This is a genomic window from Algibacter miyuki, from assembly GCF_030409805.1.
GTDB lineage: Bacteria > Bacteroidota > Bacteroidia > Flavobacteriales > Flavobacteriaceae > Algibacter > Algibacter miyuki.
Genome location: NZ_JAUFQP010000007.1, coordinates 339,665 through 355,412, shown reverse-complemented (window position 1 = coordinate 355,412; position 15,748 = coordinate 339,665). Strand labels below are relative to the sequence as shown.

The 15,748-nt window shown below is 34.1% G+C and carries 17 protein-coding genes; 7 read left to right on the top strand and 10 right to left on the bottom strand.

The annotated features are described in order from the left end of the window. Window positions 1-2: 2 nt before the first annotated feature. Both arfB and QWY92_RS04585 read left to right on the top strand, forming a co-directional pair. The gene (gene arfB, locus QWY92_RS04590; RefSeq protein ID WP_290268822.1) at window positions 3-410 is read left to right on the top strand and encodes an alternative ribosome rescue aminoacyl-tRNA hydrolase ArfB; all 408 of its coding nucleotides are present in this window, start codon (window positions 3-5) and stop codon (window positions 408-410) included. Between the two features lie 248 nt (window positions 411-658). Then, the gene (locus QWY92_RS04585; RefSeq protein WP_290268819.1) at window positions 659-2,794 is read left to right on the top strand and encodes a TonB-dependent receptor; all 2,136 of its coding nucleotides are present in this window, start codon (window positions 659-661) and stop codon (window positions 2,792-2,794) included. A 51-nt stretch (window positions 2,795-2,845) separates the two neighbouring features. Here the strand turns inward: QWY92_RS04585 and QWY92_RS04580 are convergent, their stop codons facing one another. Beyond that, on the bottom strand, window positions 2,846-3,283 hold the full coding sequence (locus tag QWY92_RS04580) for a hypothetical protein (RefSeq protein ID WP_290268817.1): 438 nt from the start codon (window positions 3,281-3,283) through the stop codon (window positions 2,846-2,848). Window positions 3,284-3,454: 171 nt separating this feature from the next. Here QWY92_RS04580 and greA point away from each other — a divergent pair, with 171 nt between their 5' ends. Together greA and QWY92_RS04570 are read left to right on the top strand one after the other, a co-directional pair. Then, complete coding sequence (greA, locus tag QWY92_RS04575; RefSeq protein WP_290268815.1) at window positions 3,455-3,928, top strand: transcription elongation factor GreA; 474 nt, start codon at window positions 3,455-3,457, stop codon at window positions 3,926-3,928. A gap of 100 nt (window positions 3,929-4,028) precedes the next feature. After that, window positions 4,029-4,418, top strand: coding sequence for an HIT family protein (locus tag QWY92_RS04570; RefSeq protein WP_290268813.1), 390 nt, complete (start codon window positions 4,029-4,031; stop codon window positions 4,416-4,418). On the opposite strand, the gene QWY92_RS04565 is transcribed toward QWY92_RS04570, so the two are convergent. After that, window positions 4,402-4,767, bottom strand: coding sequence for a hypothetical protein (locus QWY92_RS04565; RefSeq protein WP_290268811.1), 366 nt, complete (start codon window positions 4,765-4,767; stop codon window positions 4,402-4,404). The genes QWY92_RS04570 and QWY92_RS04565 overlap by 17 nt on opposite strands. After that, on the bottom strand, window positions 4,754-5,917 hold the full coding sequence (locus QWY92_RS04560) for a sensor histidine kinase (protein ID WP_290268810.1): 1,164 nt from the start codon (window positions 5,915-5,917) through the stop codon (window positions 4,754-4,756). The genes QWY92_RS04565 and QWY92_RS04560 overlap by 14 nt, the downstream gene beginning before the upstream one ends. Before the next feature lie 119 nt (window positions 5,918-6,036). Between QWY92_RS04560 and QWY92_RS04555 the strand changes: the two genes are divergently transcribed. The 3 genes from QWY92_RS04555 (at window position 6,037) to aat (ending at window position 8,072) form a co-directional block, all read left to right on the top strand. Next, entirely contained in the window at window positions 6,037-6,906 is an 870-nt protein-coding gene (locus QWY92_RS04555; protein ID WP_290268808.1) for a flavin reductase family protein, read from the top strand. Between the two features lie 47 nt (window positions 6,907-6,953). Continuing rightward, window positions 6,954-7,331, top strand: coding sequence for a DUF3127 domain-containing protein (locus tag QWY92_RS04550; protein WP_290268806.1), 378 nt, complete (start codon window positions 6,954-6,956; stop codon window positions 7,329-7,331). Window positions 7,332-7,448: 117 nt separating this feature from the next. Beyond that, complete coding sequence (gene aat, locus QWY92_RS04545) at window positions 7,449-8,072, top strand: leucyl/phenylalanyl-tRNA--protein transferase (protein ID WP_290268805.1); 624 nt, start codon at window positions 7,449-7,451, stop codon at window positions 8,070-8,072. Between the two features lie 73 nt (window positions 8,073-8,145). On the opposite strand, the gene QWY92_RS04540 is transcribed toward aat, so the two are convergent. From QWY92_RS04540 to QWY92_RS04510, 7 genes are all read right to left on the bottom strand, one after another. Continuing rightward, window positions 8,146-9,639, bottom strand: coding sequence for a M48 family metallopeptidase (locus tag QWY92_RS04540; RefSeq protein WP_290268804.1), 1,494 nt, complete (start codon window positions 9,637-9,639; stop codon window positions 8,146-8,148). 7 nt (window positions 9,640-9,646) lie between these two features. Further along, a complete protein-coding gene (locus QWY92_RS04535; protein WP_290268802.1) occupies window positions 9,647-10,819 on the bottom strand; it encodes a DUF6882 domain-containing protein in 1,173 nt (390 codons plus the stop codon). A 45-nt stretch (window positions 10,820-10,864) separates the two neighbouring features. Next, the gene (locus tag QWY92_RS04530) at window positions 10,865-11,521 is read right to left on the bottom strand and encodes a hypothetical protein (protein ID WP_290268800.1); all 657 of its coding nucleotides are present in this window, start codon (window positions 11,519-11,521) and stop codon (window positions 10,865-10,867) included. 14 nt (window positions 11,522-11,535) lie between these two features. Beyond that, window positions 11,536-12,399, bottom strand: a complete 864-nt coding sequence (locus QWY92_RS04525; protein WP_290268799.1) for a hypothetical protein — start codon at window positions 12,397-12,399, stop codon at window positions 11,536-11,538. Between the two features lie 151 nt (window positions 12,400-12,550). Further along, window positions 12,551-12,961 carry a hypothetical protein gene (locus tag QWY92_RS04520; RefSeq protein WP_290268798.1) on the bottom strand — a complete coding sequence of 137 codons (411 nt, stop codon included), beginning with the start codon at window positions 12,959-12,961 and terminating at the stop codon, window positions 12,551-12,553. A 106-nt stretch (window positions 12,962-13,067) separates the two neighbouring features. Then, window positions 13,068-13,805 (bottom strand): LytR/AlgR family response regulator transcription factor, encoded by a 738-nt coding sequence (locus tag QWY92_RS04515; RefSeq protein ID WP_290268795.1) that lies wholly within the window; start codon window positions 13,803-13,805, stop codon window positions 13,068-13,070. Then, complete coding sequence (locus QWY92_RS04510) at window positions 13,805-15,718, bottom strand: tetratricopeptide repeat-containing sensor histidine kinase (protein ID WP_290268793.1); 1,914 nt, start codon at window positions 15,716-15,718, stop codon at window positions 13,805-13,807. Before QWY92_RS04510 ends, QWY92_RS04515 begins: the two co-directional genes overlap by 1 nt. Between the last annotated feature and the right edge of the window lie 30 nt (window positions 15,719-15,748).

The window sequence follows — 15,748 nt, the reverse complement described above, 5'->3', positions numbered from 1 at the left end:
TTATGCTTAATAGTGAAGTGCTTGTTCAGGAATTACAATTTAAAGCCGTTCGAAGTTCGGGAGCGGGCGGGCAGCACGTTAATAAGGTGTCCTCTAAAATAGAGTTGAGTTTCGATTTAAGAAATTCGGCGGCGTTTTCCGAAAGGCAAAAAGAACGATTGTTGGCAAAGTTGAACCACCGTTTAACTAAAGATGGCGTGCTTTTAATGCAATGCGGGGAAAGTAGAAGTCAGCATAAAAATAAAGACCTTATTATTAAACGGTTTTTGGCTTTAGTAAAAGCGTCGTTGGTGGTCCCGAAAAAACGAATTCCTACAAAAATTCCAAAATCTGTTATTCGAAAACGATTAAAAAATAAAAAGAACCTTTCTGATAAAAAAGTAAATAGGCGTAAACCCGATTTGGATTAGAAATAATTCATGCATTCTGTAGGGTTAATTCTAAATTGTTAACTACTTTTGCAGCGTTCTCAAAAAAGGGGTGCCTAATATCGGCTGAGATCATACCCATTGAACCTAGAACAGGTAATGCTGTTTAGGAAATGTTACATCATGAAAATGGTGTGAATAGTTATGCTAAGCTGGGCTAAGCATTTCGAAAACTAATTAATTTTTAAAGAATAATTACCTCTTTTTATTCGGTTATAAATATAATCGTAATGAAAAACATTTTTCTTTTATTAACACTCTTGGTGTTAACCGTTCGTGTAAATGCGCAACAAAATCCAGTACAACAAGATTCTACTAAAACAGAAACACTCGATGAAGTTTTGGTGAAAGCCGTTCGTGTAAATGCCGATTCGCCAATTACACATTCTAATCTTTCTAAAGAACAACTAGCAAAACGTAATTTAGGGCAAGATATTCCTACCCTTATTAATTTTTTACCTTCTGTAGTTACCACTAGTGATGCCGGTGCTGGTATAGGTTACAGTAGTATTCGTGTGCGTGGTACCGATGGAACGCGTGTTAATGTAACTATTAATGGTATGCCGTATAATGACCCTGAAAGTCAAGGTTCATTTTTTGTAAATTTGGGCGATTTTGCGTCTTCAACAGAAAGTTTACAATTGCAGCGTGGTGTAGGTACTTCAACAAATGGCTCTGGTGCTTTTGGTGCAAGTTTAAATCTTTTAACAGATGCGTTTTCGGAAGAGGCTTCAGCAGAAATATCAAACAGTTTTGGTAGTTTCAGTACGCGAAAACATACCGTAAAATTAAGTACAGGTTTATTAAATGATCATTTTGAAGTCTCAGGACGTTTTTCAAAGTTGTATTCGGATGGTTATGTAGATCGGGCTTTTACCGATTTAAAATCTTATTTCCTACAAGGGATTTATAAAGATGGTAACACTTTAATTAAAGCTTTAACTTTCGGAAATGAAGAACGCACGTATCAAGCTTGGTACGGTTTAACGGCTGATGAGTTGAAGGAAAATCGTCGTCAAAATCCATATACTTATGAGAATGAAACCGATAATTATTGGCAAGATCATTACCAATTACACTGGAATGAGCGTATTAATAATCATTGGTCTACAAATATTGGTCTAAATTACACTAAAGGAAAGGGGTATTTCGAGCAATATAAATCGGAAGAATCTGCGGAAGATTTCGGGAATTTAATTGAAGAAGATTCTGATGTTATCGTACGTCGTTGGTTGGATAATAATTTTTATGTGGTAAATGCAAACGTCACTTATAAGAAAACTGGACTAGAGATTATCAGCGGAATATCATACAGTTCGTATGATGGCGACCACTTTGGAGAAATTGTTTGGGGAAGCGACCTAGCCGAAAACACAGGTATTAGAGATCATTATTATTTCGGCGATGCTTCTAAACATGATTTTAGTGCATTTTCAAAAGTGACTATTAAATTTGGTGAAAAGTGGACTGGTTTTTCTGATTTGCAAGTCCGTTTAGTGGGGTATAAAACCAATGGGTTAAATTCTGATAGAACACCATTTGTTACCGATGCTGATTTTAGTTTCTTCAATCCAAAAGTGGGTTTAACTTATAAACATTCGCCTTTTAATAGTTTCTATACGTCGTTTGCTGTTGCGAATCGCGAACCAAATCGAGATGATTTTGAAGCTGGTGTTACCGAAAACGAAAGTTTAAATGATATTGAATTAGGATGGCGTTTTCATAAAAATAAAGTCCGTGTAAACTCCAATTTATACTATATGTTTTATCATAATCAATTGGTGTTAACTGGTGAGTTGGATGATGTTGGAAGTCCTGTTAGAGCTACCAGCGGAAAAAGTTACCGTTTAGGTTTAGAGGTAGATGCGAATATTCAGTTTACTGAAAAATTCGGTATCGCGGCTAATGCGGCATTGAGTACTAATAAGAATAAAAACTTTAGTTCATCTATAAATGGTGAAGTTGCCGAATTAGGAAATACAAATATCTCGTTTTCACCAGAATTGGTTATCGGAAATTCTATTAATTTTTCTCCTATAGAAAATTTAAATCTCGCACTTTTAAGTAAGTATGTAGGGAAACAATATATGGGGAATACTGATAACGAAGATTCTGTTTTAGATGCTTATTTTGTAAACGATTTTAGTATTAATTACCTTATTAAAACCGAAAAAATATTCAAATCGATTACATTATCGGCGTTAGCTAACAATATTTTTAATAAGAAATATGTGTCTAATGGTTATTTTGGATCTTATGATTATGACGATTCAGGAAGCCAAACAGGAACAACTACTGGTTATTTTGCTGGGTATTACCCGCAAGCCACAGCCAATTTTCTAGTAGGCGCTACCTTTAAGTTCTAATTATTATTTGAAAATTTTCATAAAAAAAGCGACTCAAAAGAGTCGCTTTTTTTAGTTGTTATATACTCTAATTAATGAGCCTGAAACTTCAACACGGTAACGAATTAGAGGATAAGTGCCCGTGGTGCCTTCTCTTCTAATACCGTTTAAAAGGTCGTATGAATTTCCGTCGTCGCAATCGCAAGTCGCAATAAGACCATTAACACTCATCGTCGAGCAGGCACTTATTTGATGGTTGGGATCGGTAAGTTCAAAAGCATTGTAATTATCGCCTCCTGCATAATAAACCACCACGCCATTTATGCCATAAGGGCTATTCAAAATAATAGAGTTTGCAGCAAATTTTAGTTGGCTGTATTCTGGTAAGTTGGTGTTTATTAGACTTCCGGTATTAAAACTGTAGTTTGGTAAATATGGGTTTTTTTCAACACTATCACTACTGCAGGCAGCCAAGAAAACAAAGCAAAAGAGGTATAATATAGATTTCATAATTTATTGTGAAAATTGATTTGCAATTTACAACAAAAAGCAAATTGAGTTAATTATTTTGTATATTTGTTATCAGATCTCGTGCAAGCGAGATTTTTTTATTCCGAAAGCTTTAATAACTGTTATTAAAAGGTATTTCGGAATCTTTTTTATTAAGTAAACGATGAAGTTATGAGTAAAGTATCATACTATACACCTGAAGGGCTAAAAAGATTAAGAAGCGAGCTTAAGCAGCTTAAAGATGTAGAACGAGTGAAGGCTTCACGCGCTATTGCTGAAGCTAGAGATAAAGGCGATTTAAGTGAAAATGCCGAATATGATGCAGCGAAAGAAGCTCAAGGGATGTTAGAAATGCGAATTTCTAAGCTTGAAGATGCTTTAGCGGGAGCACGTGTTATTGATGAATCGCAAATGGATAATACTAAAATTTTGGTGTTATCTAAGGTGAAAATAAAAAATCAAACCAATGGTATGGAAATGAATTATACCTTGGTAGCCGATGGTGAAGCCGATTTAGCAACGGGAAAAATATCAGTAAACTCTCCTATCGGGAAAGGTTTATTGGGGAAATCGGTTGGTGATGTAGCCGAAATTCAGGTGCCAAATGGCGTTATGAAATTCGATATTGTTGAAATTTCTAGATAGGCACGTGTTGTTCTATTTCCGCGAAAGCGAAAAACTTTAAATTAAAAAAAACCAGCCTGTTTGATTTTAAAAATGAAACAGGCTTTTAAAAAACTATATTATGGCATCTATTTTTACTAAAATAATAAACGGCGAAATACCTTGTTACAAAGTAGCAGAAACGGACGGTTTTTTAGCTTTTTTAGATGTTAATCCAAATGCAAAAGGCCATACGCTTTGTATTCCGAAGCAGGAAGTTGATAAAATTTTTGATTTAGATGAAGCTACCTATAACGGTTTAATGTCTTTTTCTAGAACGGTTGCTATAGCACTGGAAAAGGCGGTACCTTGTAAACGTATTGGTGTTTCGGTTATTGGTTTAGAGGTGCCACATACACATGTGCATTTAATACCCTTGCAATCTATGGAAGATGCACGGTTTATTCAAAAACAAAAATTATCTACGGAAGAGTTCCAGGCGCTTGCCGAAGCTATTAAGGCTCAGTTGTAGTACCGTTATAAATTAAAATAGCGGCTATACCGATGAGAGCTACAGCTACCAAAGCAAAAATAATATAAGCTGGTTTTTTGAACTGACGTGATGCTTTTTTAGGGGTGAAAGCCTTTTTCTGATACTCAAAAACACGTTCGATATGTTCGTCCCATTGAACAGGATAAATTACCGAATCGCAAGTTTTACACGAAATAATATGTTTAATATCATTTGTAATACGTCTGTAAAAAGTAGTTTCAATAAAACGTTGTTTAAATGTGAGTTGCATGCCTTCGTTGCTATAGCATTCGGGGCAGTAGTTTTTTAAAACAACTTCTTTTACTGTAATGAGCTTATCTTGCTTCATGAGGTGCACATTTTAGAGTAATTAAAAACGTTGTGCCGACGCCTTTTTCTGATTGTAATACTTTTATGTTTCCGTTATGAAAATCTTCAATAATACGTTTTGTTAATGATAAACCCAAGCCCCAACCTCGTTTTTTTGTGGTGTAACCGGGTTCGAAAATTTTATTAAAATCCTTTTTTGCAATGCCTTTCCCTGTATCGGAAATTCTAATAAACACCTGTTGTTCAAGTTGCGAAATTTCAATGTTGAGCTTTCCGCGTCCTTTCATGGCATCAATGGCATTTTTAACTAAGTTTTCAATAGTCCAACTGTAAAGTTGTTTATTTAAATTCACTGGAATAACGTCGTCTGGGATGTTTATTTCAAACTCTATTAACTTTGAAGAACGCGATTTTAAATACTCAAAAGAATCACGGGTTTCTTTAGTAATATCGACGATTTCAAGAGTGGGTAAGGAGCCAATTTTACTAAAACGCTCCGTAATAGTTTGCAGTCTGTCGATGTCTTTTTCAATTTCTAGAATATATTCGGGATCTACATTTTCGGTTTTTAATATTTCGGTCCATCCAATTAAAGAGGAGAGTGGCGTGCCAATTTGGTGGGCGGTTTCTTTAGCCATTCCCGACCATAACTTATTCTGTGTTGCAATTTTATTACTACTATAAAAAAAGTAAATAACGGCAGCAAACAGAAAAATAATGAGGAGTAATGCTAATGGATAATATTTTAATTTGTTAAGTAGCGGTGAGTTTCCGTAGTAAATAGTGCTTACTATGGTGTTGCCCATTTTTACATGTTTTGGGGTGTTTTCTTCCTTAAATTTTGCAATTAGTTTTTGGACATAAAGGGAGTCGTTAATTTTAGTTTCGTCAATATTATTATAGTCACCTAGGCTGCCGTCTTCATTAATTACAAGCATTGGCGTGGTTTTGTTACTACTTAAAATTTTAAGGGTGAGCTCTAAATCACCATTACTTTCATCGTTTATAAAATCGGTTTGAGCAAACGACCAATTTTCCATTTTTATGTCTTCTTCGCGTTTAAAATGCTGAAAAAATTCATAAGTGTTCCATAAAATTAAGGAGACAATTATGAAAGAAGCCACTATCATGACCCAACGGAAGGCCGTATTATATTTGGTGAAAATCATGTTTCGGTTAATTAACAGGTAATATTACGGAAATCTGTTAATATTATTGTTCAACTTGTTAGTAAATCTGTTTTTAGTTCCCCAAGAGAATAGTTACATTTGCAGAAATTAAAAACTTTATGGTATCTATAGACCCCAAAAGTATTTCAACAAGTAAATTACATGGTTATTTGTTAGGTGCAGTAGCACCGAGACCAATAGCTTTTGCAAGTACTGTCGATGCTGAAGGGAAGCCTAATTTATCGCCGTTTAGTTTTTTTAATGTGTTTAGTGCCGACCCCCCGATATTGATTTTTTCACCAGCAAGGCGTGTTCGTGATAACACGATAAAGCACACGTTAATGAATGTTGAAGCCACAAAAGAAGTGGTTATTAATGTGGTTAATTTTGATTTGGTGCATCAAATGTCGTTGGCAAGTACAGAGTATGCAGATGGTGTAAATGAGTTTGATAAAGCAGGATTAACTATGCTGAAATCGGATGTAGTTAAGCCTTTTCGAGTAGCAGAATCGCCAGTGCAATTTGAATGTAAGGTGAACGATATTATTAAGCTTGGAGACAATGGTGGTGCTGGGAATTTAGTGATTTGTGAGGTTGTGAAACTTCATATTGATGAAGCTGTTTTAAATGAAGATGAAACGCTAAATCAAGAAAAATTAGATTTGGTTGCGCGAGCCGGCGGTAGTTTTTATAGCCGAGCAAAAGAAGGTTTTTTTGAAATTCCGAAGCCAATTAGCAGCTTAGGTATTGGAGTTGATAATTTCCCGGAGGATGTTAAAAACAGCATGATTTTAACAGGAAACGATTTAGGCATGTTGGGTAATGTTGAAATGTTGCCAACTATTGAATCTGTTAATGACTTTATTGATACGTTAAGGAAGAAGAATCCTGAGTTTAGTTTGGAAACGCGTCGGGAGAAACATAAACTAGCTCAGAACTATTTAAGTTTTGGCGACGTTAATAACGCATGGAAAATATTGCTGTCTTAATAAAATAAGGCATTTTGAAGTTACGAATACAAATAAATATATAGATAATGGAAGTTCAAGGAAAAGTAAAAATGATTGGAGAAACTCAAACTTTTGGTGGTAATGGGTTTAGAAAAAGAGAAATTGTTGTGACAACAGAGGAGCAGTATCCACAACATATTATGGTAGAATTTGTACAAGATAAAACAGATTTATTAAATAGTTATAAAGTAGGTCAACAAGTAAAAATTAGCATTAACTTACGTGGTAGAGAATGGGTTAATCCACAAGGAGAAACTAAATATTTCAACTCTATTCAAGGTTGGAGAATTGAAGCAGTACAAGCAGAAGGTTCTGGAGCAGGCATGCCAGCTGTGCCACCAGCAGATGCTTTTGAGCCTGCAGGAGATTTAAAAGAAGAAGATCACGACGATTTACCTTTCTAATAAATAAGAAATAGAAAACCACTTGGTGGAATTCTTTTTAAATTTAACCTCAATATTTTAATAAATGTTGAGGTTTTTTTATTTATGAAATATCAATTTAAAATGAAGGTTTAATAGATGCAATATTTAACAAACGAAATCGTATTTCCCGATGTCTCGGAAGCATCCCCCGAAGGTGTATTGGCCATTGGAGGTGGTTTGGAGACCGAACGCTTGTTGCTCGCATATCAATCCGGTATTTTTCCTTGGTTTGATGATGATGAACCTATTGTATGGTGGTCTCCCGATCCACGATTTGTTTTATTTCCGAAGCAATTGAAAGTTTCAAAAAGTATGCGTCAAGTTTTAAGGAATACTGATTTTGAAGTCACCATAAACAAAGATTTTAGAAGCGTTATTACCGAGTGCTCAAAAATGAAACGTCAAGGACAAGCCGGAACTTGGATTACGGAAGGGATGATAGATGCTTATGTAAAATTACATGAATTAGGTTATGCAAAATCTGTAGAGGTGTGGCGAAATGATGTTTTAGTTGCCGGACTTTACGGCGTAGATTTAAATAACGGCGTGTTTTGTGGAGAAAGTATGTTTACTAAAGAAAGTAACGCGAGTAAAGTGGGATTTATTACGTTTATTCAGAATACAAATTATAGATTAATTGATTGCCAGGTGTATACCAATCATTTAGAAAGTTTGGGTGCCGAAGAGGTTGATCGAGAGGTGTTTTTAAGTTATCTGTAATGATTAAATTAAAAAAGAAAAGCTCAAGATTGAATCCACCCTGAGCTTTAAATTTTTTTATTGAAAAAGTATATTAATTCACACCTTGAGCATCGCTAATAACACGATCTATAAAATCGGTGTTAATATATAATAGCCTTGCCAAATTGTGTAAAACGTTAATTTCGCTATCATCTATTTCACCATCGGCATAGGATATAATAGATAAATCTCTAAGGATATTTAGTTTTTGCATCACCGATAATACAATATCCAAATCTTTGGTTAGTTGCTGTACTTCGTCTATCATTTCATTTTCTGTAAGACCTTTGATAGTCATCATACAATTGGCGAAAATTTTAGGAGCAACAATACTACTTAATGCTTGTATTTCAGAATCGTCAACAACGCCATCTGCATTCGAAATAAGGTATCCACCTAAGAACATTAATCGTTGAATTTTTTCAGAATGTTCACTTTCATCATCTAGGTTTTCTGGTTCCATTAACGACATAATGCGCTTAATTTCAACCTCCATAGCTTCTTCCGTAATTTCACCGGTAATATTTGTGTTAAATTCAGCATAGGTCTCACTTTTATTAAAAAGTTCTAAAGCTTTAATTCTTAGCGGGCTAAATGGATGACTGCTATACCAATCGGAAGGATCGTGGTTGGCATCGTTTAAAACTTCTTCTAAATCTACAAATTGTTCGATGTAAGCATTAAGTTGAAAATCTAAAGAATCTGTAGTAACTCCCGAAGACAGTTTGAAGAATGTACGGCCTACAGCTTCAAAATCTTGACAGCATAATAAGCCGGCTCTATCTGCGCTTATTTCAGCATTTCTATTCCATGCATATAATTTCATGGCGTGTATAGGTGCAAGATGGTTCTCTCCTTCATCTAAAATTTGACGAACTGGATAATCAAAATGTTCGAAAAGTACATGTCCGATTTCATGACCAACAACAAAAATTAATTCTTCCTTAGAAAAACGTTCTAAAATTCCTGAAGATAAAATAATGTATAATTTATTGTCGTCTGGCGGATAGCACGATGCGTTAAAGATGTCACTTTGGTATACAAAAAACTCAATATCAGCTTTTAATTTTAGTGTGTTTTTGCAATGCTCCCCTATTTCATGAAGCATTGGTGCTAGGGTTTTTGTAAGTCTTAAGCTTGATTTTAACAAGTGTTTTCTAGACTTAAACTTACCGCTGTTTTCGTTTACACGCTTTAAGGTGTCTTGTATTAATTCGTCTTTTTGAAATTCAATAACAAAGTCTCTATCACCATCATAAACCAAAAGGTTTAAATCGATATTTGCACGATTGTTAGTGTAGATTTGGGGTTCATTATCGGCTACAGCTTTATGATTTAAAGCGTTAATTTCTTCAATACGTTTGGTGTAATCTATAGCTAACTCTGTAGTTATATTTTGAAAATCAATACTTGCTACTTGTATTTTGATGTGGTTTCCTGAAGTTTGTGCTTCATTTAAATCTGCCATCATTTTTTCTTGAGCTGTGTTTAAAGCTGCTTGATGTTCTTTTTCTAAGTCTGAAATAGTTTCTGATGTATATGCCATAATATTTTTAAGCTTGAACTGTTAGTTTTGAATTAGAAATTTTCATAAGTCTTCCTTTTAAATCGAAAATGCCTAGAATTTGATCGTCATCCTTTTTAGCGATAATATTGTTGCCAGGAAGTTCTACTTGGTAACCTTTTGCTTTTAAGTAAAAGTATAAGCTGTATTTATGTGGAAATTTATAATTTGCAGCAGCTTGGGTAAAGTGAGAGCAAATTAAAGCCGGAATAGTTCGGGCTTTGCTGTCTGCTTCTTGAGAAGTAACGGTAACATAAACGGTTAAGCCTTTAAAAGTTAATGGTACGTAGCAACTCTCTTTTAGCATAGAAGATGCTATGGTTGAAAAATAAGCGCCAGGATCGGAGTTTAATTCTGTTTTAGGGTTTGTTAAATCGTTTATTTGGTAAGCTTCACCAATAGCTTTCATGGCTAAAGCGGTTTGTGTAAATTTTTCAGGAATGCCACTTTGGGTATTTGCCCATGCCCATAACCAGCTTTTTTCATTTTCCGCGTAAGTTCCTAACACTTGAATGTCAAAAACTTGATCGTCACCATAAGTTAATTTACCTTCTAGCATATCACAACTCCAGCCTAAACCTTCTACCATTTCGCTAAAAATCTCTTGCTTTTCTAGAGAAAGCACAAGCGATTGATTATACAATTCTTGTATTGTCATTTTGTTGGGAGTTTCTGTTGCTTCTTGTTTCTTTTCGGTTGTAGGAGCAGAAGTTTCTGTACTTGTTGTTTCAGGAGTGCCTTCAGCAAATTCTTCTAATTTGTCTTCTAATAAAGAAATGATACGTGCAGTTCTATCTTCAACCTTATCGGCATTAATAACTGGGCTGTGGTTTATTTTTAGTACACCAGATTCAAAAGTAATGGCACGTTCTATATTATGCTCGTTTTTTTCGTTTACAATAACCACTTCTTTTAATCCGGTTTGTAAAAGTTCAACACCCATAGAATCTACACAAATAGCTTTAAAAGCTTCTATTAATGGCAGAAAATATATTTTTGGAAACGTATCGTTGTAAATGTGAGAAAAGCGATCTTCCATAAGGGTATTCCATGAAATATTTAAAGGTACAGTGTAACCTGCAGCGGTGTTAATTTCAGTTTCTAATGCTGGAAATAGGTCGTTTTGAAAGGCTTGGATAATTCTTTTTTCTTTAAGTCCCATAATATTGTTTTTTTAAGATTGTATTTATTTTTTTGAGTGAATTTTTTATAATATTTGAAGAAGTTTTTCTTCTAAAGTGTGCGCTAGATTTTCAGGCAGCGCCTTATCTATAGCTAGAGATATGGTTAATGTTTTAGATTGAATTTTAAGTTGAAGTGTTTCGGCTTGTTCCAAGACAATGGTGTCAATGGTTTGATAAGCTTCCTGACCCAAGGCATCTATAATGATGTTATTTTTAGCGGTTTGTAATGCAGCAAACACGTCTTGAATATTCAATCTATTATTCAATACTTTTAAATCGAGTGTGTCTATTTTGAAATCGTTTATATGACTGCCTAATAGCAATTTTTCATTGTTTATCCAGCGTTTTAGTTGTAAAGCCGTCAGTTCTTGATTGGCAGATGATAAAGGCCTACTGATAGCGCCTTTAGATAATTCTACAACCATTTTTTTAGGTTGTTTTACCGTTACAAGTGTAATGTCGTGTATATTGAAAAATGATACGTTCTCGTTTTCTGAAAGCATACAAACCGATTTGTGATGCTTGTTTTCTGCTGAAATATCTAGGAGAGTACCTTCCATGTAACTGCCGTTGGTTAAAGAAATAGCTATTAAAATAGGTTCTTCTTTTTTTAAAATAGATTGTAGGATATCCTCTGGCGTTTGGGCTACAAACGCTTTATAATATGATGTTTTTTCCATGATGTAAGCGGGTGTTAAGGGTGCTCTATGAGGTATTGGTAATCTTCTGGTAACTGATCTATGAGATAAAGAAAGATGCCGTCTCTAGGTGTGGTTTTGTAGTCATAATAGGTTAAAGTTTTCATGTCTAGGTTGGGGTAGTTCATTTCTACCATATACACGCCCACAGCTTCCGTTAAATGTTTGTTTTTTTCGGGTCTTTTTAAAGGTTCATGATTTTCAAAAGCAATATAAAAGCTGTTTAATTTAGATTGATTTACCCAAATGTGCTTTAAATAAATAGGAGATTCGGGTTTCGAGAATTCCTGTTGTATCACATGGTCAATATGTTCTGCTTTTTTAGATCCCGAATTATTTGCAACAATAGCGTTTGGGTAATATCTAAACGTAAGCTTGCTGTCGTTATAGGTGTTAGGCTTTACTATAAGTTCGTAAAAACCTTTCTTTTCGTCTTTCAATTTAAAATCGACATGAGCTTCTTGAGTCCAAGTGTCTGGGTAATCTTGTAAAACGTAATCAATTTTTCTGGAAAAAGTTTCAAAATCTTTTTGCGTTGGCTCTTTCTCTAAAGTGATGCTAATGGTGTGGTTAAACACATTGACTTCCATATCCAAAACATCGTTGTCTAAGGTTTCATGAATTTCTTTTCTTAATACAATTTCTTGTTGTTGGTACCGTGTTAACGATTCAATGCTTAAGTCTTGTCTGTTATGAGACGATATGTATAGCGCATTATTTTTTGCATTCCAGTCAAAATTTATAATGATGTCGGGGTTTTCAATAAGTTTTAATTCTACCCAAAATAAATCAGGATTCATACTAGCGGTATTAAAGTCTCTTTTAAAAGTAAGCACCTCATACTTATCTTTATGATGCATTTTTAAATAAGCTATGAGCCCCCTTTTTGCTTCCATTCCAGAAACACCGCAACTAACAAGCGATAAAAACAATCCGATTAAAAAAATATAAAAAATAGATCTATACATATCAATAACTATTACCAATTAAACAACAGATTAAAACGCTTACTTATAAATTGTTTTCTAATAAATCAACGAGCACTTTGGTGCGTCTATCAACATCTTCCGCGTTAAGAATCGGGCTATGATCTAGAGTTAAAATTCCGTTAGAAAAACTAAAGGCATTGCTAGGATTGTGGTGATCTTGAGTATTTGTTATGTGTATTTCTTTTAAACTTTCAGCAAGCGCTTCTTTGCCCATATCGTCTGCTGTAATAGATGTGAAAGCTTCAATAAATGGTAAGAAATAAATTTTTGGGTAAGAGTCGTTGTAAAGGTGTAAAAAACGATCTTCGAATAAGTTTGTCCACTCAATATTTAAAGGTACATCGAAACCTGCCGCTTCAATTATTTGAGCTTTTAATTGTGGAAATTGTTCCTCTTGAAAAGTTTTAGTAAATCGGTTTTCTTTTAATCCCATGATTTTAAATTTTAAGGTTATTTGTTTATTTACCTCAAAACTAAGACTTGGATAGGATGATTTTAAAACCGTTTCACATGTGCCACTTTTCGTTTTGTATTTGCGCTTATAAAGTGTCTAAAAGTTGTTTTAGGTACGATTTTTTTCGAGTTGCCACTGGTATTTTTTCATCGTTTGTTAGGGATACTGTGTTATTCGCGCTAATCGTTTTTATGTATTTAATGTTAACTAAATGCGATTGGTGTACTCTAACAAAAGTGTGTTCGCTTAAAATGTTTTCGTAGTATTTTAGATTGCGCGCACTCATTATTTTTTTATCGACTGTATGGAAAATGGTGTAACTACCATCGGACTGGCAACGGATAATATCTTTTATTTGAAGAAAATATTGTGCGTCTGCCGTTTTAATTAATAATGTTTTTTGGTTTTCTTTTTCGTTAATTTCTGAAACCTTATCGATGGCACTTTTATAGACTTGTTCTTTTTTAAAGGCGACTCTAAAACGGTCTATACATTCTGATAATTCCTCAGAATCTATAGGTTTTAACAAGTAATCAATAGTGTCGAATTTAATGGCTTTTATAGCAAATTCATCATAAGCTGTTGTGAAAATTATTTTGAAAGCAATACTATCTAAAGCTTCTAAAATTTGAAACGCATTACCACCAATAAGCTCAATATCCATAAAAACCAAGTCTGGAGTTTGGCTTTTTAAAAAGGCGGTTGCTTCTATAATATTATCTATTTTAGCAATAACCTCAATATCTTTTTGAGTGTATTTAATTAGTTTGTCTAAGGTGTTTAGAGCGTTAAACTCATCTTCTATTATAACGGCTTTTATCATTAGAATTTTAATTTAAAAAACACTTTTGTGCCAATTGGATTATTGTTATCGTCAAATAAATCTTCGATAGTAAATGTTTTCTCTTCACCCTTTTTTCTCATTTTTAAGCGTTCTATAAAAATGGATGTGGCGTGTAACTCTTCGGTTATTTTTTCTTGTTTAGCTTTTGCTGATCGGCCTATGCCATTGTCTTGAATTATAAACAATAAACCTTGCTGTTCTTTTTCAATCCTTAAAAGTAGATTGCCTCCTTCTTTTTTCTCTTTTAAGCCGTATTCTATGGCGTTTTCAACAAAAGGCTGTAATAACATTGGAGGGACTTTTATTTCAGAAACAGCAATGGAATCTTCAATGTCGATGGTATAGGTAAATATGTTGTTAAAGCGTAATTGTTGGGTTTCTATATAGTTGGAAATCATGGCGATTTCTTTATCTAGTGTAATAGATTCTTTTCTAACATAGTCGAAATTCTGACGAATAAGTTTAGAGAATTTCGCAATATAATTAGACGATTTTATAGGGTTTCCTTCTAAAGTTACATTTTGAATGGCCGCTAAGGTGTTGAATATAAAATGCGGATTCATTTGCACACGCAACAAGCTTTGCTCTAATTTAGAGGCTTTGTTAGCGGCGCGTAACTTGGTGTTGTAAATATAAAATGCGGTTGCTATAAGCAGCATTACTGCCAACAGTACTGTGCTAATTAAAAGCCATTGATTTCTAGAGTTGATTTCTTTTTGATGATTAATTTCTGTTTCCTTTTGCTTGACTTCATAATTAACATTAGCAAAATCTAAAAGTCTGGTTTTTTCAATGCGACTTACGTTTAATTGTAAGCTATCTCTAACTATTTGATTGTTTAGTGCTTTTACGTAATCGCCAGCCATAATGGCTATTGCAATAAGTTTATCGCGTACTTCTATTTCTTCTTTTATGTTGTTGTTAGCCACATAGATGTCTAAGGCTTTTATGTAATTAACCTGAGCCGAATCATTTTTAGTGGTCAATAAAAACATAGAACCCAGACCCTTATAAGGTGCCGCGTTAATGACGTTTATGTTTTTATTTAACTGTATGGCACCTCTTAAAAATTGTTCGGCCATGCTATATTCTCCGGCTTCTATATACGTGTAACCAATATTATTCAAAATGCTAACCAATGCTTTTGGGTCGCCTTTAGATTGACTTAACGACATCGCTTCTGAGTAGCTTGATAACGCTTTATTATATTGCTTAAGCTGTAAGTAAACACTAGCGGTATTACTTTTTATCGCAATAATGGAGGCTGTGTCTGTGGTTTTAGAATATAAGCTGTCTGTAGCTTGTATATAAGTTAAAGCTTTGTCGTAATCTTTTAATTTAAAATGTAAACTAAAAAGTTGATTATAAGCTTTTCCTTCTATGCGTTTATCGTCTATTAATTGTGCTAAATGCAATGCTTTCAAGGCATAAACTTGGGCGGTTTCTATATCGCCCATGTGCAGTGCGGCGCCACTTAATGTGATTAATGAGCGGCTTTCGTTGTATTTATCTTTTAATTCAGAAAATAATGCATACGATTTTAAGTGGACGTTAAATGCTTCGTGAAATTTATCGTTTAGGTATAAGGCTTCCCCTTTGTTAAACAATAACATGGCGTGCTCTAAAGTGGTTAAATTGTCGCTTAGCAATAGGCTGTCTAGTTCTAAAATAGATTGCTCCGCCTGTGTTAGCGTTAACGAATCTAATGCTGCTAGACGTGTTTTTATATTAGGGCGAACGGTATCTTGCCTAGAACAGGTAGAAAAAAGTATTAAAAAAGAAATGACAAAGCCAAGTTGCCAAAGGCTTTTGTTTTTTACAATCATAAAAGCAAAAAGGGATGTTATTTGGAAAGGTAAAAATAAGCAATCATCAATGTTTAATGAAGACATTTAGCATTATGTTTTGCATTTTAACATATG